The organism is Actinomadura rubrisoli (genome assembly GCF_004349215.1).
GTDB lineage: Bacteria > Actinomycetota > Actinomycetes > Streptosporangiales > Streptosporangiaceae > Spirillospora > Spirillospora rubrisoli.
The window spans coordinates 1-23,355 of the sequence record NZ_SMKU01000141.1; the positions used below are offsets into that span (position 1 = coordinate 1).

At 70.2% G+C, this 23,355-nt stretch carries 23 protein-coding genes; 10 read left to right on the plus strand and 13 right to left on the minus strand.

Annotation, left to right across the window (positions count from 1 at the left end; genetic code table 11):
- Positions 1 to 690 precede the first annotated feature (690 nt).
- Complete coding sequence (locus E1298_RS24490) at positions 691 to 1,317, minus strand: pentapeptide repeat-containing protein (protein ID WP_131897132.1); 627 nt, start codon at positions 1,315 to 1,317, stop codon at positions 691 to 693.
- A gap of 190 nt (positions 1,318 to 1,507) precedes the next feature.
- Positions 1,508 to 2,299: a Fic family protein gene (locus E1298_RS24495; RefSeq protein ID WP_131897134.1), complete on the minus strand. Its 792-nt coding sequence runs from the start codon at positions 2,297 to 2,299 to the stop codon at positions 1,508 to 1,510.
- 356 nt (positions 2,300 to 2,655) lie between these two features.
- Here E1298_RS24495 and acs point away from each other — a divergent pair, with 356 nt between their 5' ends.
- The 5 genes from acs to E1298_RS24520 all read left to right on the plus strand — a co-directional run bounded on the left by acs (position 2,656) and on the right by E1298_RS24520 (position 8,199).
- Entirely contained in the window at positions 2,656 to 4,623 is a 1,968-nt protein-coding gene (gene acs, locus E1298_RS24500) for an acetate--CoA ligase (RefSeq protein WP_131897136.1), read from the plus strand.
- 345 nt (positions 4,624 to 4,968) lie between these two features.
- Positions 4,969 to 6,207 (plus strand): Na+/H+ antiporter NhaA, encoded by a 1,239-nt coding sequence (nhaA, locus tag E1298_RS24505; protein ID WP_131897138.1) that lies wholly within the window; start codon positions 4,969 to 4,971, stop codon positions 6,205 to 6,207.
- Between the two features lie 87 nt (positions 6,208 to 6,294).
- Entirely contained in the window at positions 6,295 to 6,729 is a 435-nt protein-coding gene (locus E1298_RS24510) for a phage holin family protein (RefSeq protein ID WP_131897140.1), read from the plus strand.
- 9 nt (positions 6,730 to 6,738) lie between these two features.
- A complete protein-coding gene (locus E1298_RS24515; protein WP_131897142.1) occupies positions 6,739 to 7,662 on the plus strand; it encodes an alpha/beta fold hydrolase in 924 nt (307 codons plus the stop codon).
- A gap of 84 nt (positions 7,663 to 7,746) precedes the next feature.
- Complete coding sequence (locus E1298_RS24520) at positions 7,747 to 8,199, plus strand: DUF309 domain-containing protein (protein ID WP_131897144.1); 453 nt, start codon at positions 7,747 to 7,749, stop codon at positions 8,197 to 8,199.
- A 13-nt stretch (positions 8,200 to 8,212) separates the two neighbouring features.
- On the opposite strand, the gene E1298_RS24525 is transcribed toward E1298_RS24520, so the two are convergent.
- The 3 genes from E1298_RS24525 to nth form a co-directional block, all read right to left on the minus strand.
- Complete coding sequence (locus E1298_RS24525; protein ID WP_207944810.1) at positions 8,213 to 9,409, minus strand: MarP family serine protease; 1,197 nt, start codon at positions 9,407 to 9,409, stop codon at positions 8,213 to 8,215.
- Between the two features lie 168 nt (positions 9,410 to 9,577).
- Positions 9,578 to 10,237, minus strand: a complete 660-nt coding sequence (locus E1298_RS24530; RefSeq protein ID WP_424923132.1) for an NUDIX hydrolase — start codon at positions 10,235 to 10,237, stop codon at positions 9,578 to 9,580.
- A gap of 190 nt (positions 10,238 to 10,427) precedes the next feature.
- A complete protein-coding gene (gene nth / locus E1298_RS24535) occupies positions 10,428 to 11,174 on the minus strand; it encodes an endonuclease III (protein WP_131897146.1) in 747 nt (248 codons plus the stop codon).
- Between the two features lie 112 nt (positions 11,175 to 11,286).
- Between nth and E1298_RS24540 the strand changes: the two genes are divergently transcribed.
- Positions 11,287 to 11,973, plus strand: coding sequence for a Crp/Fnr family transcriptional regulator (locus tag E1298_RS24540; protein WP_067483689.1), 687 nt, complete (start codon positions 11,287 to 11,289; stop codon positions 11,971 to 11,973).
- 188 nt (positions 11,974 to 12,161) lie between these two features.
- On the opposite strand, the gene E1298_RS24545 is transcribed toward E1298_RS24540, so the two are convergent.
- From E1298_RS24545 to E1298_RS24565, 5 genes are all read right to left on the minus strand, one after another.
- Positions 12,162 to 12,947 (minus strand): MBL fold metallo-hydrolase, encoded by a 786-nt coding sequence (locus E1298_RS24545; RefSeq protein WP_243725774.1) that lies wholly within the window; start codon positions 12,945 to 12,947, stop codon positions 12,162 to 12,164.
- A gap of 141 nt (positions 12,948 to 13,088) precedes the next feature.
- On the minus strand, positions 13,089 to 13,925 hold the full coding sequence (locus E1298_RS24550) for an NUDIX hydrolase (protein WP_243725773.1): 837 nt from the start codon (positions 13,923 to 13,925) through the stop codon (positions 13,089 to 13,091).
- Between the two features lie 390 nt (positions 13,926 to 14,315).
- Complete coding sequence (locus tag E1298_RS24555; RefSeq protein WP_131897148.1) at positions 14,316 to 14,780, minus strand: RidA family protein; 465 nt, start codon at positions 14,778 to 14,780, stop codon at positions 14,316 to 14,318.
- Between the two features lie 97 nt (positions 14,781 to 14,877).
- Positions 14,878 to 15,036 carry a Sp36 family protein gene (sp36, locus tag E1298_RS24560; protein ID WP_131897152.1) on the minus strand — a complete coding sequence of 53 codons (159 nt, stop codon included), beginning with the start codon at positions 15,034 to 15,036 and terminating at the stop codon, positions 14,878 to 14,880.
- A 77-nt stretch (positions 15,037 to 15,113) separates the two neighbouring features.
- Positions 15,114 to 15,515, minus strand: coding sequence for a winged helix-turn-helix transcriptional regulator (locus E1298_RS24565; protein ID WP_131897154.1), 402 nt, complete (start codon positions 15,513 to 15,515; stop codon positions 15,114 to 15,116).
- A gap of 283 nt (positions 15,516 to 15,798) precedes the next feature.
- Between E1298_RS24565 and E1298_RS49630 the strand changes: the two genes are divergently transcribed.
- Positions 15,799 to 16,200, plus strand: a complete 402-nt coding sequence (locus tag E1298_RS49630) for a Rossmann-fold NAD(P)-binding domain-containing protein (RefSeq protein WP_207944811.1) — start codon at positions 15,799 to 15,801, stop codon at positions 16,198 to 16,200.
- A gap of 914 nt (positions 16,201 to 17,114) precedes the next feature.
- Here the strand turns inward: E1298_RS49630 and E1298_RS24575 are convergent.
- Entirely contained in the window at positions 17,115 to 17,711 is a 597-nt protein-coding gene (locus E1298_RS24575) for a MarR family winged helix-turn-helix transcriptional regulator (RefSeq protein WP_131897156.1), read from the minus strand.
- 80 nt (positions 17,712 to 17,791) lie between these two features.
- Here E1298_RS24575 and E1298_RS24580 point away from each other — a divergent pair, with 80 nt between their 5' ends.
- The gene (locus tag E1298_RS24580) at positions 17,792 to 19,027 is read left to right on the plus strand and encodes an MFS transporter (protein ID WP_131897158.1); all 1,236 of its coding nucleotides are present in this window, start codon (positions 17,792 to 17,794) and stop codon (positions 19,025 to 19,027) included.
- A 355-nt stretch (positions 19,028 to 19,382) separates the two neighbouring features.
- On the opposite strand, the gene E1298_RS48365 is transcribed toward E1298_RS24580, so the two are convergent.
- A complete protein-coding gene (locus tag E1298_RS48365) occupies positions 19,383 to 19,559 on the minus strand; it encodes a hypothetical protein (protein WP_165975645.1) in 177 nt (58 codons plus the stop codon).
- Positions 19,560 to 19,800: 241 nt separating this feature from the next.
- Positions 19,801 to 20,886 (minus strand): slipin family protein, encoded by a 1,086-nt coding sequence (locus E1298_RS24585; protein ID WP_131897160.1) that lies wholly within the window; start codon positions 20,884 to 20,886, stop codon positions 19,801 to 19,803.
- Positions 20,887 to 21,144: 258 nt separating this feature from the next.
- Here E1298_RS24585 and bagA point away from each other — a divergent pair, with 258 nt between their 5' ends.
- Positions 21,145 to 22,140, plus strand: a complete 996-nt coding sequence (gene bagA, locus E1298_RS24590) for an ATPase BagA (RefSeq protein ID WP_131897162.1) — start codon at positions 21,145 to 21,147, stop codon at positions 22,138 to 22,140.
- A gap of 73 nt (positions 22,141 to 22,213) precedes the next feature.
- A partial coding sequence (gene bagB / locus E1298_RS24595) for an ATPase BagB (protein ID WP_131897164.1) occupies positions 22,214 to 23,355 on the plus strand: 1,142 nt, incomplete at its 3' end.

Consider the following 23,355-nt stretch of genomic DNA (forward strand, 5'->3'; position numbering starts at 1 on the left):
CCCTGCGGCCCCGTTCCCGCCCCCGCCGTATGCAACGGGACGGGAGTGGGAGCGTACAGGAGAACTAAAGATCCTTCCGGCAGCCCGGACGATCGGCGGCCAAAAAGAAACGATCACGGTGTGTGATCGATTTCGGGCCACTGGGGGGAGTTGTGGATAGGTCCGAAATGGCACTTCCATCCTTTTGGGAGCTCAGTGGGCACTTTCGCATCGTCCCGGCGACGCGTTGCCATGGCGCTCCTGTTTTGCGAATGGGGGGTTGTCAGCTGGGCGGATGAGGCGTAGACAGGTTCTACGGACCACGTGTCCGAGCACGGCAGCCGGGCACCCACGCGCGACCAGCCGCGGGAGGCGCGTCGAGACGGGCTTGACCCGGTCCGACGAATTGAGGTGCACGCTTGGTAACCCGGTGTGACGTGACTGGCGACGGCGTCCCGTAGAGGGGCGCCGTTCGCTGTTCCCCGGTCAGATGCGCCTGTACGTCGGCCTCCCGTCCGATGCGTGCGTTCGCTCTCCGGTGAGACGCGCCTGCTCGGTGCGGCACGTGAGGAGACGACGGGGCCACGCCGGGCTTGGACGCCGTTCGCTACGTGAGTGGGGTGACGGAGGGCACGCCCGTCCCGGACGCCGTTCGCGGAACGACGAATCCACAGCGTTCGTAGGACGACGAGCTGTCGTGGGTGGTGTTCGCTACGCGGGCGAGTCGCGGACGTCCAGGCCGAGAGACGTCGCGAGCACGATCGCCTGGTACGGGTCGATGATCGTGTGCCTGAGTTCGACCGTCAACGGATCGATCGACGAGATCTCGCTCCCGCGCAGGTCGCAGCCAGACAGGTCGGCCTTGTGCAGCCATCCGCCGGACAGGTCGACTCCACGGATGGTGGCTCCGGCGCAGCGCGCGCCGGTGAGGTCGACCTCGCGCATGCGGACGTCGGTGAACGACGCGCGTCGCAGGTCGGCACCCGGCAGGCCGGTGAACGACCAGTCGCCGCCTTGCACCTTCATCAGGTCGTACGTGCAGCCGTCGAACATGCTGCCCACGAGCTTGCATCCCGCGAACGTCGCATCGAAGAAACCACAGCGGACGAACGTGCAGTTGAGGAACGCCGCGTCCGTGTGGGTAGACGCGTTGAATCGGACGCCCCGGAACGTGCAATCGGTGAACACGGCCCCGACGCCGGCGGCCTCGGTCATGTCCACGTCGACGAACAGGACGCGCTCGTGTTGCTCACCCGACAGGTCACGCGAGTCCCAGTCGGCGGAGGCGATGGTGGTCTCGGTGGGCGCTGCGGGTCGCCCGTCCTTGCGATCGGCCATGAGGACACAATGACCTGTCCCTCTGACAAGCGAACCGTCGACCCTAGGGAGGGGCGACTAAGGATGGCCAGCCGCTCGGGGGATCGATCGCCAGGCGGTGCACCAACCCCGCAGGAAGGCAGCCGTGGACGTTTCCCAGGCCGCACAGCGAGTCAGCCGGTCGAAGCTGGCCGCTGGGCCGTAGCCGGGGTCAGCCGCGGAGGAATGCTTCGCAAATCGCTTGGGAGTCTCGGGCCGCTGCCGCCGTGGCGGCGGAGCAGTGCCCGATCCAGGCGACGACGCCCTCTGGCGTGCCGGAGACGTACGCGCGGAGCGCTTCGGCGTAGTCGCCGGCGAGTTCGGCGTGGCCGACCTCGGGCGCGGTCAGCGATTTGGGGTCGAGCCCGCGGGCGACCAGGGTAAGGCGCTGCGCGGCGCGTGCGACGAGACCGTCCCCCCAGCCGAACGGGCGCAGGGTCAGCAGCTCGCCGTGGACGATGGCCGCGACGACCAGCGCCGGGGCCTTGGTGGGCTGGGTCAGCAGTCCGCTGAGCGCGTCGAGCCGCGTCGCCACCTCGGACGGGGACGGCGGGTCGCCGAGGCCCAGGACGTCCTTGACGGGACGGCCGTCCGGGCGCGGGCGGCCGAGGTCGGCGCTGTCGACGGCGTCCGCGGCGGCGAGGACGTGCAGGCGCGCGAGGACCTGCCGGGGCGCGTGCCGCCAGGTCTCCGCCAGCGTCCCCAGTTCGGCGGAGACGCGCAGCGCGCCTTGGACGACGGGGTCGTGCGGGTGCTCGGTGGTGCGCAGCTCGTCCAGCGTGACCGAGGCGCCTTCGAGAACGGCTGAGGACCGGGCGCCGCGCAGCGCGGACTCTGTGGAGACGTCGGCGCTGCGGCGTCGCAGGACCCGATGGCCGAGCAGCCGGTCCACGGCGGCGCGCGCGTCGGCCGTGGCCTCGGCCACGCCGGGCAGGCTGGCCACATCAGCAAAGGCATCGGTCACGGCCCGACTTTATGCGGTCGCCGGAAGCCTCCACGCAGCGGCCCTCACCGGCTGGACCGGTCAACCCAGAGACGTGACCGGGCGGTAAGGGGTGCGACCTAACCCAGTGTGAGGGGTGTATCCCCGGCGCGGGTTCGTGCATCGGCCGGGTTGCTGGGCGGCGGCACAGGTTCGGTTGGCGTTTCGGGGGGCGGGGAAGGGCAGGCGTACCAGGCATCACATAGCATCGTCCGAAGCCAGAGTGCCGCGCATGTTCGTGCTCTACATGCCGGGAAGACGGCCTTGTGTGGGCGGGACCTTCCCTGGTGAAGTGGGCACACCGGGCGACCCCCGCTTCAGCTAGCAAGGAGTACGCGTTGAGCCAGAGCCAAGAAACACTGTCGAACCTCCTGCAGGAGTCGCGGCGCTTCCCACCTCCGGCCGAGCTCGCCGAGTCGGCGAACGTCAAGGCCGAGGCGTACGATGAGGCGGCCGAGGATCGTCTGGGCTTCTGGGCCCGGCAGGCGGAGCGGCTGGCGTGGGCCAAGCCGTGGGACGAGGTCCTCGACTGGAGCAATCCCCCGTTCGCCAAGTGGTTCGTGGGCGGCGAGCTGAACGTCGCCTACAACTGCGTGGACCGGCACGTCGAGGCCGGACGGGGCGCGAAGATCGCCTTCCACTGGGAGGGCGAGCCGGGCGACAGCCGCACGCTCACCTACGCCGACCTGCAGCGGGAGGTGAACAAGACCGCGAACGCCCTGCAAGAACTCGGCGTCGCCAAGGGCGACCGGGTGGCGATCTACCTGCCGATGATCCCCGAGCTGCCGATCTCGATGCTGGCGTGCGCGCGGATCGGCGCCACCCACTCGGTGGTGTTCGGCGGGTTCTCCGCCGAGGCGCTGCGCACCCGCATCGACGATGCGCAGGCCACGCTCGTCATCACCGCCGACGGCGGGTACCGGCGCGGCAAGGCGTCCGCGCTGAAGCCGACCGTGGACGAGGCGGTCGCGCAGACCCCCGGCGTCCGGAACGTCCTCGTGGTGCGCCGCACCGGCGAAGAGGTCGTCGAGAACGAGCGCGATGTGTGGTGGCAGGACATCGTGGACCGGCAGAGCGATGCGCACACGCCCGTCCCCTTGGACGCCGAGCACCCGCTGTTCATCCTCTACACGTCCGGGACGACGGGTAAGCCGAAGGGGATCCTGCACACCACGGGCGGTTACCTCACCCAGGTCGCCTACACGCACCACGCGGTGTTCGACCTGAAGCCGGAGAAGGACGTGTACTGGTGCTCGGCCGACATCGGCTGGGTGACCGGGCACTCCTACATCGTGTACGGGCCGCTCGCCAACGGCGCGACCAGCGTGATGTACGAGGGCACGCCGGACACGCCGCACCAGGGCCGCTGGTGGGAGGTCATCCAGAAGTACAAGGTCTCGATCTTCTACACGGCGCCGACGGCGATCCGCACGTTCATGAAGTGGGGCGACGACATCCCCGCGCGGTTCGACCTGTCGTCGCTGCGCGTGCTGGGGTCGGTCGGCGAGCCGATCAACCCCGAGGCCTACGTCTGGTACCGCGAGCACATCGGCGCAGGCAAGACCCCGGTCGTCGACACGTGGTGGCAGACCGAGACGGGCGGCATCATGATCAGCCCGCTGCCGGGCGTGACGGCGGGCAAGCCGGGTGCGGCGATGCGTCCACTGCCGGGCATCGCGGCGGACGTGGTGGACGACCAGGGCCGGTCGGTGCCGAACGGCGGCGGCGGGTTCCTCGTGGTCAAGGAGCCGTGGCCGTCCATGCTCCGGACCATCTGGGGCGACGACGAGCGGTACGTCAAGACGTACTGGTCGCGGTTCGACGGCCTGTACTTCGCCGGTGACGGAGCCAAGAAGGACACCGACGGCGACCTGTGGCTGCTCGGCCGGGTCGACGACGTGATGCTGGTGTCGGGCCACAACATCTCCACGACGGAGGTGGAGTCGGCGCTGGTGTCGCATCCGAAGGTGGCCGAGGCGGCGGTGGTCGGCGCGACCGACCCGGTGACGGGCCAGGCCATCGTCTCGTTCGTCATCCCGCGCGGCAGCGCGGGCGGCGAAGTGGAGGGAGCGGACTTCCTCAAGGAGCTGCGCGACCATGTCGCCAAGGCGCTCGGCCCGATCGCCAAGCCCCGCCAGATCATGATCGTCCCGGAGCTGCCCAAGACCCGCTCCGGCAAGATCATGCGGCGGCTGCTGCGCGACGTCGCCGAGAACCGCAGCATCGGGGACGTCTCCACCCTCGCCGACAACACGGTGATGGACCTCATCTCCGAAAAACTGCCGAGCACCAAGTCCGACGACTGACGAAGTCGGACGACTGACCAGGCCAGGCGACTGACCAGATCGGACGGCTGACCACGTCGGACGGCGAGAACGAACGGCGGCCCGCGCCGGGGAGCAGCGCACTGCGCCTCTCTTGCGCGGGCCGTCTCACGTCCGAAGGAGTACACGGGAACCTGTGCCACGAAGGCGGCTAGGCGTGGAGAACGCACAGGTAGAGGGCGGCGCGTAGAGGGTGATCGGCTGGGTAGTCTGCTGAGCAGGTGCGCCGGGAAGTCTGGTCGGCAGTGAACGGTTCGTCCTCGCCGAAGGGGACGCGGAGCCGTGAGAGCCGACTCGCCTGTCCAGTACCGTCCCGGGGGATTTTGCATGCCGCGCCCACCTACCAGACGTCCTGTCGCCACCGTATGGCCGTTTCGACCGACGGTGCGTTACGGCGGCCAGGTCGCGCGAGCGCTCCGCACCGAGACGGTCGGCGGCATCATCATGTTGACCGCGACAGTGGCCGCGCTGGTGTGGGCCAATACGCCGTGGGAGTCGTCCTACACCGATCTGCAGACATACGAGATCAGTCCGCACTGGCTTCACCTCGGGCATATGGATGTGCAGCACTGGGCGTCCGGCGGCCTCCTCGCGGTGTTCTTCTACATCGCCGGTCTGGAGCTGCGCGAGGAACTGGCCCACGGCGAGCTCCGCGACGTGCGGGACGCGGCGCTGCCCGTGATCGCGGCGACGGCCGGGGTGGTGGTGCCCGCGCTGATCTTCCTGGTGGTGAGCGCCGGGGAGCCGGACGCGGCACGCGGGTGGGCGGTGCCGACGGCCACGGACATCGCGTTCGCGCTGGCTGTGCTGGCGGTGACGTTCAGCACGTGCCCGGCGCCGCTGCGCGCGTTCCTGCTGACCCTCGCCGTGGTGGACGACCTGATCGCCATCACGATCATCGCGCTCTTCTACACGGACGAGCTGCGCGTGGCGCCGCTGGTGATCGGTGTGGTGCTGATCGCCGCGTACGGGGTGCTGCAGTCCAGGGACGTCCGCTCGCCCTGGATCTACGTGCCGCTGGCCGTCCTCGGCTGGTACTTCGTCCAGCGGAGCGGGATCCACGCTACGGTCGCCGGTGTCGCCTTGGGGATGCTGACCAATTCCAAGGAGACGCCCGACGAGCGTCCCACGAACGCCGAACGGACCGACCATGCGCTGAGGCCGTTCTCCGCCGGGTTCTGCGTGCCGGTGTTCGCGTTCCTGTCGGCGGGCGTTGGGCTCAGCGCGTCGCAGCTGGGGGCGGTGTTCGGCGATCGGGTGGCCCTCGGGGTGATCGCGGGTCTGGTGATCGGTAAGTTCGTGGGAGTCTTCGGCGGAGCCTGGACGGCCGTACGGCTCGGCCTGGCGACGCTCGGGGAGGACCTGTACTGGCGGGAGATCGCGGGAGTCGCGATGCTCGCCGGGGTGGGTTTCACCGTTTCACTGCTGATCGGCGGTTTGGCCTATACCGACCCGTCACAATTCGAGAGAGTGACGACTGCGGTCCTGATCGCGAGCATCCTCGCTTCGGCGGCCGCCACCGTCGTCTTCCGGAGAAGGGTGCGTCAGCGCGCGCGCCTGGACTGACGTCGTGACACCGGGTGGCCGGACGAACCGCCCGGCTGCCAGGCTGGGGACGGCGTGGAAGCCGGGGCTCTGGAAGGAGAAAGCTATATGTCCGAGGCATTGCCAGGGGAGCGCATCGAGGACAAATCCCTCGGGGAGCTGGTCGCCCTGGCGTCAGGCAACGTCTCCAACCTGGTCAGGGCGGAGATGGAGCTGGCCAAGCTGGAGCTCAAGGCCGACGCCAAGAAGGCGGCGCTCGGCAGCGTGATGTTCACGATCGCCGCGCTGATCGGCGGGCTGATCGTCATCCTGCTGTCGATCGCGCTGGCGTACGGCCTGGTCGCGCTCGGGATCTGGCACTGGGCCGCGTTCCTGATCGTCTCGGGCGTGTACCTGGTGCTGGCCGCCGGCCTGATCGGCTTCGGCTACCTGCGCATGCGCAAGATCGAAGGGGCGAAGCGGACCCGCAGGACGCTGAAGGACGACCTGTCCATGCTGCGGCACCGCGGCGCCGACTCGGACACCCCCGCGCTGACGGACTGAGGGGCCGCCATGGCCGGGCACGACACCTCGCTGATCGAGGTCGACGGACCGTGGACCCACCGCGCGATCAGCGCCGGCGGGACGCGGTTCCACGTCGCCGAGGCCGGCGAGGGGCCGCTCGTCCTGCTGCTGCACGGCTTCCCCGAGTTCTGGTGGTCCTGGCACAACCAGCTGGTCTCGCTCGCCGCGGCGGGCTACCGCGCGGCGGCGGTCGACCTGCGCGGATACGGCGGCAGCGACAAACCGCCCCGCGGGTACGACCTGGTCACCCTCGCCGGGGACGCCGCCGGGCTCGTCCGCGCCCTGGGGGAGGCCAACGCGATCGTCGTCGGGCACGACTGGGGCGGGCTCCTGGCCTGGACGATGGCCGTCTACCACCCGAAGATCGTCCAGCGTCTCGCCGTGGTGAGCGCGCCGCACCCCCTCCGGCTGCGGCAGGCCGTCCGCGCGGACCCGCGCGGGCAGGGCTGGGCGACACGCCACACGCTGGGCTTCCAGGTCCCGATGTGGCCGGAGCGGCGCCTCGTCCGCGACGATGCGGCCCTTGTGGGCAGGCTCCTGCACGAGTGGTCCGGACCCGGCTGGCCGGACGAGCGCACCGAACGCCTCGTCCGGCGGGCAATACAGATCCCTGGGACGGCACACAGCGCGCTGGAGTACCACCGGTGGCTGATCCGGTCGCAACCACGTCCGGACGGCATCCGCTATGCGCATCGCATGCGCACGCCCATTCAGGCCCCCACGCTCCAGTTGCACGGTGCCCTCGACACGTGCACGCTCCCCGCCAGTGCCCAAGGCTCAGGCCGCTACGTGGCTGGCCCGTACCGCTGGAAGCTCATCGAAGGGACAGGACACTTCCCCCATGAGGAACGCCCGCGCGCGTTCGACTCCCAACTCCTTGGCTGGCTGACCGACCCCGAACCCGAACGCTGACGCATCGGCGCCCTCCGCCCCTTGCACGCGCACCGGCCGGGCCCCCGGGCCTCCCTTGGACGCTCGTCGCGTTAGCGTAGGGGGATGCGGGATCGGGACGAGGCAGGCCGGGCAAGGAACGCCCGGCCACGCGACGCGTACGGACGGCCGCTACCCCACGGCGCCGAAGGCATCCCGACGATGCCGGACGACATCGACATGGAACCCGCCGAGGCACTGGTCGAGGCACAGCGGCTCTTGGACGCCGACCGGCCGTTCCACGCGCACGAGGTCCTGGAGGCCGTCTGGAAGGCCGCTCCAGAGGACGAGCGGGAGCTGTGGCGTGCTCTCGCACAGGCCGCCGTCGGCATCACCCACATGCGCCGGGGCAACACAAGAGGCGCCCAGTCTCTGTTGGGCCGCGCCGCAGAGCGCCTGGAGCCGTACAAGACGGCCCCTCCGCATGGCATCGACGTGGAAGGAATCGTCCGGCAGGCCCGTGATCTGATCGATCGCCCCGTGGACGGGCCGGCGAGCCTCCACCTGACGAGCGCCTAACAACCCGGGGGGTTCAGTCAGAGCAGCTCTGGGTGGAGACAGGGGTCTTGAGGTTCTGGCCCTCGCGCGCGTCGGAGGCCACCTCTTCGGCCGTGAGCGCGTAGCCGGTGGACGGGGAGTCCAGTGCCGCCGCGAAGATGACGCCGTACACGCGACCGTCCGTGGACAGGAGCGGCCCTCCAGAGTTGCCCGGCTCGACCTTGCCGCGGAGGGCGTAGATCTCGCGGCTGACCTGACCGCTGTGGTAGATGTCCGGGCCCCTGGCGGTCTGCCGGGCGCGGATACGGGCGGCGCCGGTGCGGAACGGCTGGTTCTTCGGGAAACCGGCGATGATGGCGTTGTCACGGACCCGGGCCGAGGCGGCGAACTTCAACGGCGGCGCCGACAGCCCCGGAACGTACAGGACCGCCACATCGCGCTTGGGGTCGTACAGGACGACGCGTCCGCGATCGGTCGAGCCGTTCAGCGAGGCCACGACCGAGGGGCCCTGGGCGCCGGCGACGACGTGCGCGTTCGTCATGATGTGCTCGGGTGCGAACACGAACCCCGTGCCCTCGATCCGCCGCTCGCACCGCGGCGCCGTGCTGACGACCTTGACGATGCTGCGGCGGACGGCCCGGAGCGAGTCGGTGTTGAGTATCGAGTCGTCCGGCGGCGGCACCTGCACGACCGACTCGCCGCCGAGCCCGTTGAAGACCTGCGGGAACTCGCTGCTCTTGACGAAGCCCTGGAACGAGGAGAACCAGCCCTGCGCCTGCGTGGGCATCACCCCGTTGACGCCCTTGATGATCGAGGAGCCCTTGACCTGCGTCCGGACCGGCTTGAAATCCGACTCGGCGACCAGGTGGCCGAAGAACCACGCGACGATGAGCAGCGACAGGGAGCTGACGAAGGTGCCGCCGACCGCGTCCGCGGTGCGCGCGTTCAGGCCGGTCACGCGGTTGCGCAGGACGGCTCCCGCCGAGGAGGCGACCAGCTGGCCGAGCGTGGCGGCCAGGAACGCGATCACGATGGCGAGCAGCGCCCGCTGAGCGGCACCGTTCACGGCCGCCTCGGCGATCGGCGGGGCGATGACCACGCCCAGGACGCCGCCGCCGACGAAGCCCACGAAGCTCAGCAGACTGACGATGAAGCCCTGCCGATAGCCCGAGACCCCGAAAAGCACGACGAGCACGAGGAGGATGAGGTCGAGAAGGTGGTCGTGCAGCACCGCTTCACCGTATAGTGCGGCGGCCCTTGTCGACGTCCCCTCGTTGTACCAGATTGCGGTGCACCCGGTAGCCGTCCGGGACGATGCGGCGCCGCCACCGTACGCGCCTGGAATGAGACGTCCCGCCTGACCTGCGCCCGGAGCCGGGCGGTTCCGGGACGGCCGTCGTCAGTCGCGCGAGGCCAGGTTCAGGACCTCGGCGGGCAGGTCCTCGACGCGACCTGCGTCCCAGGGACGGTCCCAGCCGCCGACGTCGAGCACCTTGGTGAGCAGGCCCGCCGTGAACCCCCACACCAGCATGTCGCGGACGCGGAACGCGGGCCCGTACTTCACCCCGGACGGGTGCCGGACGGTCAGCCGGTTCGCCGGGTCGACGAGTTCGGCGATCGGGACGCGCGCGACCAGCGCGACCTCCCCCGGATGGCCCGGGGCGATGTCGGACGGCTCGCGCCACCAGCCGGCGACGGGCGTGACCCGGTGCTCGCTGTGCGACAGGTACAGCTCGGGCAGCGTGCAGAGGACGTCGACGCCGGACGGGTCGACCCCGGCCTCCTCCCACGCCTCGCGCAGCGCCGCCGCGACCGGCCCGTCGTCCTCGGGGTCGATGCGGCCGCCGGGGAACGCGGGCTGCCCGGCGTGCTTGTTGAGAGTGACGGCCCGCTCGGTGAGCAGGACGTCCGGACCGTCCGGGCCCTCGCCGAACAGGATCAGCACCGCAGCGGCGCGCGCGCCCGGGGCCGGTCGGACGAACGACGGCACCGGCATCAACGGCGCCTCGGCGCGGAAGCGGTCGAGCCACGGTGGGCACGAGGGTGCGGTCTCGGTCACGCCATTTCCCAACTCCAGAACGCTCACGTTCCTTCCCAGATCGTCGTTAGGGCCGCTCAAGCGAGCGGCCGGGCGCTCGGGAGCGCGTTCGTGCGGCCGCTCAGGAGGGCGGTCACACCGCTCGGGAGCGCGTTCGTGCGGCCGCTCAGGAAAGCGGCCGCACCGCCCGGGGGCGCCTGCGGGTAGCCGCTCAGGAGAACGGGCCCGTCTTCACCAGTTTGCGGGCGGCCGCCTCGTCGGTCGGACCCTCGCCGAACGACGGGCAGAGCGAGGCGAGGGGACAGGCCCCGCAGGCGGGACGGCGCGAGTGGCAGATGCGGCGGCCGTGCCAGATCAGCCGGTGCGACAGCATCGTCCAGTCCTTGCGCGGGATCAGCTCGCCGATCTCCTTCTCGACCTTGACCGGGTCGCTCTCCTCCGTCCAGCCGAAGCGGCGGGCGAGCCGGCCGAAGTGGGTGTCGACGGTGATCCCCGGGACGTCGAAGGCGTTGCCGAGGACGACGTTGGCGGTCTTGCGTCCGACGCCGGGCAGCTCGACCAGGTCTTTCAGCCGCCCGGGCACCTCGCCGTCGTGGCGCTCGCTCAGCTCGTGCCCGAGCTTGATGATGTTGTTCGCCTTGGCGCGGAAGAAGCCCGTCGACTGGATGATCGACTCCAGCTCCTCGCGGTCGGCCGCGGCGTAGTCCTCGGCGGTCCGGTAACGGGTGAAGAGAGCCGGAGTGACGGCATTCACCCGGCGGTCCGTACACTGGGCGGACAGGATCGTGGCGACCAACAGCTCAAGTGGATTCGTGAAGTCCAGCTCACAGTGGGCGTCGGGATAGAGCGCGGCGAGCTCTCGGTTGATCCGCCGGGCACGGCGGACGAGGGCGAGGCGCGTCTCGGCCCGAGGCCGACGGGGCGCCGCCGCGGGGGCGGGACTACCGTTGCGAGGCACGAGGGCAAGGGTAGTTGCTCGGTCCCGCGTTTCGGCGCGCCGTGACCCTACCTTCACGCACGCGGTGGGACGTAGGTCACACTATGCATGTAGGTGTTCGAGGAGGAGAAGCGTGACCGACCGCGACGTGGACGTTCTGAGCAGAGCCCCGCTCTTCGAGGCCCTCGACGAGCAGGGCGCCAAGGCGCTGCGCGCCAACGTGACCGAGGTGCGGCTCGCACGCGGTCAGACGCTCTTCAACGAGGGCGAGACGGGCGACCGCCTGTACGTCGTCCTGGAGGGCAAGATCAAGCTGACCCGGACGGCGCCGGACGGCAGGGAGAACCTGCTGAGCGTGCTCGGCCCGTCCGAGATGTTCGGCGAGCTGTCGCTGTTCGACCCGCGGCCCCGCACCGCGAGCGCGATCGCGGTGACCGAGTGCCGCCTGGCCGGCCTGGGCCACGACGATCTGCGCCCGTGGCTGACGGGCCACCCGGAGGTGGCCGTCCAGCTCCTGCGCGCGCTCGCGCAGCGGCTGCGCAAGACCAACGACGTGATGGCCGACCTGGTCTTCACCGACGTGCCCGGGCGTGTCGCCAAGGCGCTGCTCGACCTGGCCGAACGGTTCGGCCAGCCGTCCGAGGCGGGCCTGCACGTCCATCACGACCTCACGCAGGAGGAGCTGGCGCAGCTCGTCGGCGCGTCCCGCGAGACGGTCAACAAGGCGCTCGCCGACTTCGCCCAGCGCAACTGGCTGCGCATCGAGGCGCGGGCCGTCGTGATCCTCGACATCGAACGGCTCCGCAAGCGCTCCAAGTAGGCGACGGGTCTGCACGATCGCACCCCGATCGTGCAGACCCCGGAGCGCAGTCAGGGCGCCCGGAACCGCTCCGGCGCCCGAACGCCCGCCTTCCGGGGCGTTCGATCCGAAGCGTCCGCCTTCCGGGGCGTTCGATCCGAAGCGTCCGCCTTCCGGGGCGTTCGACCTCCGGCGCGTCCGATACGCGGCTATCGGCGCGATTCGAGGTACTCCAACTGCGACCGGACGGACCACTCGGCCGCCGGCCACAACGCCTTGTCGACGTCGGCGTAGACGCGTTCGACGACCTCGCGGGCCGTGCGGGCGCCGGCCGCGACGGCGGCCTCGACCTGGGCGAGCCGCGCGCGGCGGTGGTCGATGTAGTGGTCCAGAGCGGCGAGCGGATCGTCCAGCTTGGGCCCGTGACCTGGCAGGATCGTGGCGGCCTCGACCTCGGCGGAGAACGCGCGGAGCCGGTCGAGGGAGTTCAGGTAGTCGCCGAGCTTGCCCTCCAGCACGGTCGACCCGTACCCGAGGACGGTGTCCCCGGTGAGGACGGCGCCGTCCGCCGGAAGCCAGAACGTGAGCGAGTCGTCGGTGTGGCCCGGGGTCTCCATGACCCGCAGTTCCAGCCCGCCCGTGGTGACGACGTCCCCCTCGGAGAGGCCCTCGTCGCCGAGCCGGTGCCGCGGGTCGAGCGCCCGCACCTTGACCCGTCCGCCCGCCAGATCGGCGAACTTCGCGGCGCCGGCGGCATGGTCAGGGTGCCCGTGGGTGAGCAGGACGAGCCCCACCCGCCGGCCTTGCGACGCGACGGTGTCCACGACGCGGCGCAGGTGCTTGCCGTCCTTCGGGCCGGGATCGACGATCACGACCTCGTCGGCGCCGGGCTCGGCGATGATCCACGTGTTGGTGCCGTCCAGGGTCATCGCGGACGGGTTCGGCGCCAGCACGCAGGTCGCCCGTTCCGTCCCCATCCCGTCGATCTCGCTCATCTCACCCATCCTGCCCGAGGCGCGATCAGGATGACGGGCCGGGTTCCAGCCGAGACGATCGAGGTGCCGCAGCACCGACGTCCCGGCCAGCCGCCACAGGACGGCCCGGGACAGCGGGGCCAGGCGGCGCGGCAGCACGGCTCAGCCCTGCGCGTAGAGCAGCGGGACGCTCTCGGGCATGACGAGGTACGCCTCGCCGTCGACGATCTCCGCTGTGGGCTCCAGGACGACGATCTCGCGCGGCGCGGCCAGCACGTCCGCGACGGTCTCGAACTCGGCGAGCTCGGACAGCGTCGCGAGGGTCGGTGGAAGCATGACCCACTCTCCCTTCCGCGCGCGCTCTGCGGCCTCAGCGGGACGGACCCAGGCCACCTGGTCGGCTTCGGTGCTGACGTCCCGCGCCCGTTGCCCTTCCGGTATCGCGGCCACGAAGAAACGAGTGTCGAAACGCTTCGGCTCGATCGCCGGGGTGACCCAGTGCGCCCAGGGACGGAGCAAGTCTGATCGGAGGACAAGCCCGCGCCGGTCGAGGAACCTGCCGAACGACTGGGAACGGTCTAGCAGCGCCTGACGATCGGCTTCCCACTCGTCCCCTCGCGTGTCGTCCACAACCGACTCCGCCGTCGGACCCGCCAGCAGGACGAGACTCTCCTCGAACGTCTCCCGGACCGCCGCGCACACCAGCTCCCGGGCGAGCGTCTCGTCGGCGTTGAACGCGGCGCCCCACTCGGCCGGGGACGGACCGGACCACGCGAGATCGGCCTCCCCGTCCCTCGGATCGACCGAACCACCGGGAAACACGTGCGCGCCCGGTGCGAACGCCATGGAACGCACCCGCCGCAGCATGAACGCTTGAAGTCCGTGCACGGCATGGTCGCGCAACACGACCACGGTCGCCGAGTGGCGCGCGGGAGCGGGCCGCATCCGGCCGGAGAGGACGCCCTCGATCCGGTCGCGCAGCTCCGCGGGCAACTTCAACCCGTTCACTGTCACCCCGCCCAACGCATGATCCTCATGGCGGCCCATTCGGACATACCGAACGTCATTCCGTCAACCCCCCGATCCCGGCTGAAACCAGCACCGAACAGCAGGAACGCTTCACGCGGCGCCTACCACCCCCAAACCGCACCGACCGAACTCAACCGCCCATCCCGGAGGGATCAGCTGACCCGACAGGCTCCGGGAGGATCGGTCAGCCCACAGGAACTGGCTGGCCCGACGGGCTCAGCCAACCGATCTACCGCGTCGGCCAGACTTGCAAACCGACCCGGTCAGTCAACTCGATCGCACCAGCCAGGCCCGCCAGCTCAAGCTGGTCCTTCCGGAGCAACCGACGCCGCGACTCGACCTCGGCAGCATCGACGGTCGTCAGGAGGAGACCTCGGCGATCAGCTCCACCTCAACAGGCGCGTTGCGCGGCAGGACGGCGACGCCCACGGCGCTCCTCGCGTGTCGGCCGGCGTCCCCGAACACCTCGCCCAGCAGGTCGCTGGCGCCGTTGATCACCTTCGGCTGACCGTCGAAGTCCGGGGCGCTCGCCACGAACCCGACGACCTTGACGATCCGGACCACCCGCGACAGCTCGCCGACCTCGGCCTTGAGGGCCGCGATGGCGTTGAGCGCGCAGATCCGGGCCTGCTCGACGGCCTGCTCGGCGGTGACCTCCGCGCCGACCTTCCCGGTGATGGGCAGTTCGCCCTTGACCAGCGGCACCTGTCCAGCCGTGTAGACGAGCGAACCTGTCCGCGCCGTTGGGACGTAGGACGCGAGCGGCGCGACGACCTCCGGCAATTCCAGTCCCAGTTCGCCGATCCGCTCCTCGGGCGTGCTCATGGCCACTCCCCTCCTCGTGGGGGCGGGCCGTCCCGACCCGCCCCGCACTCAACCGATGATCAAGCTTGTCATGGGCACAGGATGTCCTGACCCGGCGTCAGGACTGCACCTCGCGCTTGAAGTACGCCACGAGGTTCTCCGGGTTCGGACCCGGCAGGACGGTGACGAGCTCCCATCCGTCCTGCCCCCAATTGTCAAGAATCTGCTTGGTCGCGTGCACCAGCAGCGGAACGGTTGCGTACTCCCACTTCGTCATGCGCCTCACCCTAGCGATCGGCCCGTCCCGCACCTGCCCGAACCCACCGTCCGGCAATAGCCGTCTCCGACCGGCGCTCAGCCTTCGACTGCGTCGTGGTGCGCGCGCGCCGCGCGCACTTCGCCCATGTTGCGCTGGGCCCAGTGCCGCACCGAGTCGAGCAGCGGGATCAGGCGCTCGCCCAACACCGTCAGCGTGTACTCGTCCTGCTCCGGGACGGACGGCACCGCGCTGCGCGCCACGAACCCGTCCCGCTCCAGCGAGCGGAGCGTCTGCACCAACGTCTCTGCGCTGACGCCAGGGAGCGCGCGGCCGAGGTCGGCCTGCCCCCGCGTCCCCTTCTCCAGCTCCAACATGATCATCGAGCTGCCCTCGCCGGCAATGATGCCGAGCAGTTGATGCGTGGAACGGTCGTCCGTGGCGGCGTTGAACGCGCCCTTCGCGTCCTGGCGACGCCGCGCCTCGGCCATCGTGCTCATGATTCGGGCTCACCCCCTGGTCTCGAACCCACTGACGTAACCTCCCCCGTCCCCGCGATGTTCCGGGAGGCCGCATGGGACGGTCAGTGTCCCCCGCGAGTCTCCTTCATGACGATGGCGGAAAGCGAAACGACAGGAGCGGACCGATGAACAAGAACATGCTGATCTCGGGGCGAGCATCGCCGGGCCCGCCTGACCTTCTGGCCGACGCGATACGGCTTCGACGCAACAGTCGTTAAACGGGCACCGGCGCCGCATCCGGGCGGGAAGGCGCTGATCTTCCTTGCGTCCTGGAGGAGATGGGCATCCTGAACGAGACCCGCCTGCGGCAGCCCCACAGCGGCGCTTCTCCCTCATCGACACGGGCGGCCGCGCCCAGGTCAGCCTGCCCGCCTCGTTCACCTGTGACGCGGCGGAGATCCTGCGCGGCGACCTCGCCGACATCCTCTACGCACGGGCTAAGCACGCCGCCGAGTACATGTTCGACGACTCGATCGCATCCATGACCGAGACCCCCGACGGGGTGACCTTCGAACACGGCGCACCCAGAACCTTCGACCAGGTCTTCGGCGCGGACGGTCTGCGCTCCAACGTGCAGCGCCTGGCGTTCGCCGAGGAGACCGAGTTCCCCGCCGCCCCCGGCCACCACGTCGCGATCGGTGTGCGCCTACGTCCTGGCAAGTGAGCTAGACGCGGCCGCGTACGAGAGGGAAATCGGGAAGTTCACGACGCCATGCCAGCGGGTCGCCGATGGCGTCGGCCCGTTCTTGGCCCTGCCGAGCGAAAGATCCCTGCGACGCCGCTCGACGCCCTACCGGAGGCTCACCGCCCACCCCTCCATCCAACTCCTCGACAAGCTCACCACTCGCGCCGCCACGTCCATCGCCCTAACTGCCCGAAACACCTCCATACCCCCAAAACGCCACCTAACCCTCACCCGCACCACCCATCTCATCGAGTTAACGAGCCTCCACCCACCTAACCGCCGCAAAGGAACGCGCCCTCCGACCACCCCACAACACAGCGGCACAGCCCCCGGCTCGACCAACCAACCCGATGCAACTACAACCCGATCACCCACCCACTGCGACAAGCCCTCCCACCAAACAAGCATCCGGACGCGACGAACCCTCCAACCGACCAAGCACCACCGAAGGACGGACCCACCGAAAACCACAGAGCGGGCAAGCCTCACGACCGCCTCGGCACTTCAGCGAGACAGACATTCCAGCCAAACAGGCACCGCAGAGCGACGAGGCCCCTCCACCCAAAACAAGCACCACGACACGACGGGCCTCCACCGAACAACCAGCGCGAAAGGGGCGAGTGCGCCGACCAACCGAGCATCGCAGCGAGACAGACCATCCGGCGGGACGGGGGAGCCCGCCGGTCGGACATCGCGGCGGGACGGGAGCCCCGGCCGGTGAGCCATCGCGACAGGAGGGGCGAACCCGGCCGGTCAGACATCGCGACGGAACGGGGAGCCCGGCCAGTCAGCCATCGCGACGAGAGGGGGAGTCCCGGCCGGTCGGACATCGCGAGGGGAGGGGGAAGTCGGCCGGTCGGCCATCGCCGCGGGACGGGCCTTCCGGGCGCTGGTCAGGTCTGTTCGGCGCGGAGCATGATGCGGCGCAGGAGGTCGGAGAGGGTTCGGCGCTCGTCGGCGTCAAGGGCGCTGAGCGTCCGGTACTCCTCGTGGCCCACGCCGCCCATCGCGCCCAGCCAGGCGGCCCGTCCCTCCTCGGTGAGTTCGACGATGACGCGCCGCCGGTCGGTGGCGGACGGGGTGCGGCGGACGAAGCCGCGGCGTTCGAGCGCGTCCAGGCGTCCGGTGATCGAGTTGGGGGCCATGCCGAGGTCGGCGGCGAGCTCTGACGGGGCCGCGCGGCCGTGTCGTCCCGCCAGGCCGTGCAGCGTGTCGTACTCGTGTCGCTGCAGGTCGAAGTCGGTCAGGGACTTCTCACGGATGCGCTTCAGATGCTCCACGAAGAACACCATCCGCGTGACGGCGCCCTCGATGTCGGGATCGAGGTCGGGCAGGATCGGCGTCCACCGCGCGACGTGGGAGTCGGTCCGGTCGCGTGGCGTCGCCCCTTCTTCCGCGTCCTCTGGCGGGACGCTGGGGGCCGTCCGATCCGTTCGGCCGGTCCAGTCCGCGCGGTCCGTCCGTTGAGTGGGGTGCTCGCTGAGGCCCATGCACGGATGGTACGGCCCTGCCTCCTCGTCACCGCATAATTCGTTGACGAATAGTTCGCTGGCGAATTACATTCCTCCGCATGGCCCATCCCCTCCGCGGCCGCGACTTCCGGCTACTGTTCGGCTCCCGTGTCCTGTCCCTCACTGGTGACGCGGCCGTACCCGCCGCGCTCGCCCTCGCCGTCCTCCGTGCGACCGGCTCGACGTCCGCGCTCGCCCTCGTGCTCGCCTGCGCGATGGTGCCGCGCCTGGTCCTGCTGCCGATCGGCGGCGTCGTAGCGGACCGCCTCAACGCCCGCACGGTCGCGCTCGTCACCGATCTGATGGGCTGCGGCGCCCAACTGTTCGCCGGCATCGAGTTGCTCAGCGGACACCCGGCGCTCTGGCACCTCGCCGTCGCGCAGGTGATCGGTGGGACGGCCTCGGCCTTCCAGATGCCCACCATCTCGCCGCTCGTCGCGGGCACCGTCGCCCCGTCCGGCCTGCACCGGGCCAACTCCCTGCTCGGCGCGGCCAACGGCGCGACCAGGGTCGTCGGGCCCGCCCTCGCCGGAACGTTCGTGCTGACCGTCGGCCCCGGCTGGACGTTCGTCCTCGACTCGGCCTCGTTCGCCGCGAGCGCCGCCCTGCTCGCGGCGACCCGCGTCCGCCACGTCCCGATCCCAAGCCGCTCGCTGCGCGCCGACCTGGTCGAGGGCTGGTCGGAGGTCCGCTCACGCGACTGGTACTGGACGAGTTTGATCGCGCACTCGGTCTGGAACGGCGCTTCCGTCGTCCTCCTGACCCTTGGGCCCGCGCTCGCGGTCGAGCGGCTCGGCGGCGAGAAGACATGGATCGCGACCGTCCAGGTCGGCGCGATCGGACTGCTCGCCGGCGCGCTCCTTGCCGCCCGCATCCGGCCCCGCCGACCCGTGCTCGTCGCGAATGTGGGCCTGGCCCTGCTGGCGCTGCCCCTCGCCCTACTGGCCGTCACCGCACCCGCGCCGCTGGTCATCGGGACGTACGGACTGGCCCTCGTCGGCCTCGGCGTCCTCAACCCGACCTGGGAGACGGTCGTGCAGATGACCATCCCACAGCAGGCGCTCGCCCGCGTCACCTCCTACGACTGGCTGCTCTCGCTGGCCGGGGCGCCCCTTGGCTACGCGCTCGCCCCGTGGGCCGCCTCAGCATGGGGCCCGTCCACACCCCTGATGATCGCGGCGTTCCTGGTGGGCACCAGTTGCCTCGGGACGGCCGCCGTCCCCGGCGTCCGGCACTTCACCATGCCCACCAAGCACGCTGCCCCCAATCAGCCAGAACCAGCCCCCACGACCTAACCGATCACCCCCAACATCCGACACCTCACACGCCCGCCACACCCGCAACCAGCCAGAACCAGAGCCCGACCCGACGACGTGAACGACCATGACAGTCCTCTGCATGCGGCGCTTCATGCCCCATCGCACACCCAGCCCCCGACCAGCCTGTAAGGGCGACCCCTTGACCTAACCGATCAGCTACCGGCACCTCACGCACACACCACACACCACGCTCCGACTGGCTGAACCGAAACTGACCGTCCCGGCACCTCACCTGCCCACCGCGCACCGCGCTCACAACCGGCCAAAACAAGAGCCGGGCCCATGACTAACGGACCATCTGCCCCCTCCATGCGGCACTCGCCTGCCCATCTCACACGGTGCCCTGACCAGCTCGAACCAGAACCGGTCCCGAGGTCGTGAACAACTGGTGCCGCAGCAGCGGTGGGCTCGCGTCGGACGCCGGCCCGGAGGTCAGCGAGCCGCAATTGGCAAGCGAACCAGTGCCGACGCTGCCGGACGGGTCGGCGCTGTTCACCGTGGCGAGCATGCCGATTGACCTGGATCAGGCGATGCCGCCCCGCCGCCGCACCCTGACCATGGCGAACCGGAGCGACCCGGGCGTCGTCGAAGTGCCCGGAGACCGCGCGGTGCAGCGCCGCGACCTGCCCGGCCACCAGCAGTCTGACCGAACCGCCGGGACGGACGGTGCCGGTCAGCACCGCCATCGCCGCGCCCGGGCGCGAGCGCGGCTGCCCGGCTCCGGCGCGAGGAGACGGCCCGCGCCGCGCTCAGCTCTGAGCGGGCGGCTCCTCACCGCCTGGTGCCTGCTCCGCGGCCGGGCCCTGACCGCCCCCGATCCCACGCGGCTGATCGGCTGCCGGACCAGAGACCTCCGGCGACTCCTCGGATTTGCGCAAGCTGTGGTGCGGCTTGGGCTCGTCCAGTCCGATGACCGGCGGGACGTCCTCGGCGGACGGCAGTGTCGAGGACTGTTCGGCTGCCTTCGCCAACTCCTCCTCCGCCTTGGCGAGCCGTTCCGCGAGGCCCGGCTTTTGGGGTGCGGCAGCGTCGCCGCCCTGGCCGGAGCCGCCGCCCGCGACGCGGTCGAAGAACCGCAGGATCTCCACCGGCAGCGGCATGACCAGCGTGCTGTTCTTCTCGGCGGAGACCTCCACGACGGTCTGCAGCAGGCGCAGCTGCAGGGCCGCCGGGTCCTGCGACATGATCTCCGCGGCCGCCGCGAGGCGCTTGGACGCCTGGAACTCGCCGTCCGCGGTGATGATGCGGGCGCGGCGCTCGCGCTCCGCCTCGGCCTGCCGGGCCATCGAGCGCTTCATGCCCTCGGGCAGCGAGACGTCCTTGATCTCGACCCGCTCGATCAGGATGCCCCAGGGATCCTGGGTGATCTCGTCCATGATCGCTCGGAGCCTGACATTGATCTTCTCGCGTTCGCCGAGCAGCTCCTGCATATCGGCCTGGCCGATCGCCGACCGCAGCGACGTCTGCGCCACCTGCGAGATCGCGTAACCATAGTCCTGGACGTTGACGATCGCCTTCACCGGGTCGACCACCCGGAAGTAGACGACGGCGTCGACGCGCACGCTCACGTTGTCCTGGGTGATGCCGTCCTGCGCTGGCACCCCCATCGTGACCGTCTGCTGGTTGACCTTCTGCATCCGTTCGGCGATGGGCAAGATCACCGTCAGGCCGGGCGAGCGGACCGCGCCTGGACGCAACTGCCCGCTCCGCTGCACCTGGCCGAACCGGAACACGATGCCGTGCTCGAACTGCTGGACCACCCGCAGCGACGACGCCAGGGTGATCAGCCCGCCCACCACGACGATGAGCAGTATGACGAGGGCTACCGCTTCCATCACGGGCACCTTTCTCGCGTGGCCTGCCGAATGGCCCGAAGGGATGCCCCTCCGGGTCCGGAGACCCTGAACCCCCGAGGTTCAGACGGACCGGCCCAAAGACCGGTTTCACGTTTTCCAGCTAACCGCGCGGGCACGTCCGAAACAACGGCCCCGCAGGGCGATCTCCAAAACGCGGACGGCACCGTGTCAGGGATCACTTGCATGAGAGAGGGCGCCCCCTAAAGTCCTTGCCGAGCGAACGATATGGTCGATCGGGTGAGCGCGAGAGACACCGACTGGGACGGCGTACGCCTCCATGTGGTCACCGGCAAGGGCGGCACGGGCAAGACCACCGTCGCGGCCGCACTCGCCTTGGCGCTGGCCGCGGGCGGCCGCAAGGTGCTGCTGGTGGAGGTCGAAGGGCGCCAGGGCATAGCCCAGCTCTTCGACTGCCCGCCGCTGCCCTACGAGGAGCGGCGCGTCGCCGTCGCACCGGACGGCGGGGACGTCTACGCGCTCGCCATCGACACCGAGGACGCGCTCATCGAGTACCTGGAGATGTTCTACAACCTCAAGCGCGCCGGAAAGGCGATGTCCAAGCTCGGCGTCGTCGACTTCGTCACCACCATCGCCCCCGGCCTGCGCGACGTGATCCTCACCGGGAAGACCAGCGAGTCGGTACGGCGCAAGAAGAAGGACGGCTCGTTCATCTACGACGCCGTGGTCATGGACGCCCCTCCCACCGGCCGCATCACGAAGTTCCTGAACGTCAACGACGAGATCTCCGGGCTCGCGAAGGTTGGACCGGTCCGCAACCACGCCGACACCGTGATGAAGGTCGTCCGCAGCCCCGAGACCGCAGTGCACTTCGTCACCCTCCTGGAGGAGATGCCCGTCCAGGAGACGATGGACGGCATCCACGACCTCACCGAGGTCGGCCTCCCGGTCGGCGGCGTGATCATCAACATGGAGCACACACCCGTCCTCACCGAGGACGACCTCGCCGCCGCGGCCGCCGGCACCCTGGACGCCGACGAGATCCTCCGCGGCGTCAAGGCCGCCGGGCTGGAACACGACGCCGAGTCGATCGCCACCGCCCTCGCCGCCGAGGCCGGCGAGCACGCCCGCCGCACCGCCTTGCAGCGCCGCGAAAAGGAACGCCTGGAGGCGATCGACCGCCCTCGCTACACACTTCCCCTCCTCTCCGACGGCATGGACCTGGCCGGCCTCTACGACCTGGCCGCCGCCCTCCGCGCCCAAGGCGCCGCATGACACCCGCCACTCCACCTGGCCCGGCCGCCTGCCGGCTCGCCGACCGTGCGTCCCGAACCGCAGAGGTGACCCGATGACCGGCAGGACTCCGCCCGCCCTCGATGTCGACGCGCTGCTCGACGACCCTCGCACGAAGATCATCGTGTGTTGCGGGTCCGGTGGGGTCGGCAAGACCACCACCGCCGCCGCTCTTGGCGTTCGTGCTGCCGAGCGGGGCCGGGACGTCGTCGTCCTCACCGTGGACCCGGCTCGCCGGCTGGCCCAGTCGATGGGGCTGTCCGAGCTGGACAACAGTCCGCGCAAGATCGAGGTCAACGGCGATGGTGAGCTGCACGCCATGATGCTCGACATGAAGCGCACCTTCGACGAGATCGTCGAGGCGCACGCCGACCCCGACCGGGCCAAGCAGATCCTCGCCAATCCCTTCTACCAGTCGCTCTCCTCCAGCCTGTCGGGCACGCAGGAGTACATGGCGATGGAGAAGCTCGGACAGCTGCACCGCTCCGGCGCGTGGGATCTGATCATTGTCGACACCCCGCCGTCCCGGAACGCCCTGGACTTCCTCGACGCGCCCGAACGGATGGGCCGATTCCTCGACGGCCGATTCATGAAGATCCTCGCCGCCCCCGCCAAGACCGGCGGCCGCTTCGGCGTCAAGGTCATCAGTGCGGGGTTCGGCATGTTCACCGGCGTCATCAACAGGGTCCTCGGCGTCCAGCTCCTGCGCGATGTGCAGACCTTCGTCGCCGCGTTCGACACGATGTTCGGCGGGTTCCGGGAGCGCGCGGAGAAGACGTTCAAGCTCCTCCAGACACCCGGCACAGCGTTCCTGGTCGTCGCCGCGCCCGAGCCCGATGCGCTCCGTGAGGCGTCGTACTTCGTGGAGCGCCTCGCTGAGGAGCGGATGCCCCTTGGTGGCCTCGTCGTCAACCGCGTCCACGAGTCAACGGCGGAGTCGCTGTCGGCCGCCCGGAGCCAGGCCGCCGCAGAGACCCTTGAGGAGCGCGGCGAGCATCCACTGACCGCCGCCCTCCTGCGCCTGCATACCGACCGCATGCAGCTGGCCGCCCGCGAAGAGCGCCTCCGCGACCACTTCGCGTCCACCCACCCGACCGTCCCGGTCACCGCCGTCCCCGCGCAGGCGGAGGACGTGCACGACCTGCAAGGCCTCCGCCGAGTGGGCCGAGACCTGGCCGCCCCCACCGCCACCCCGAC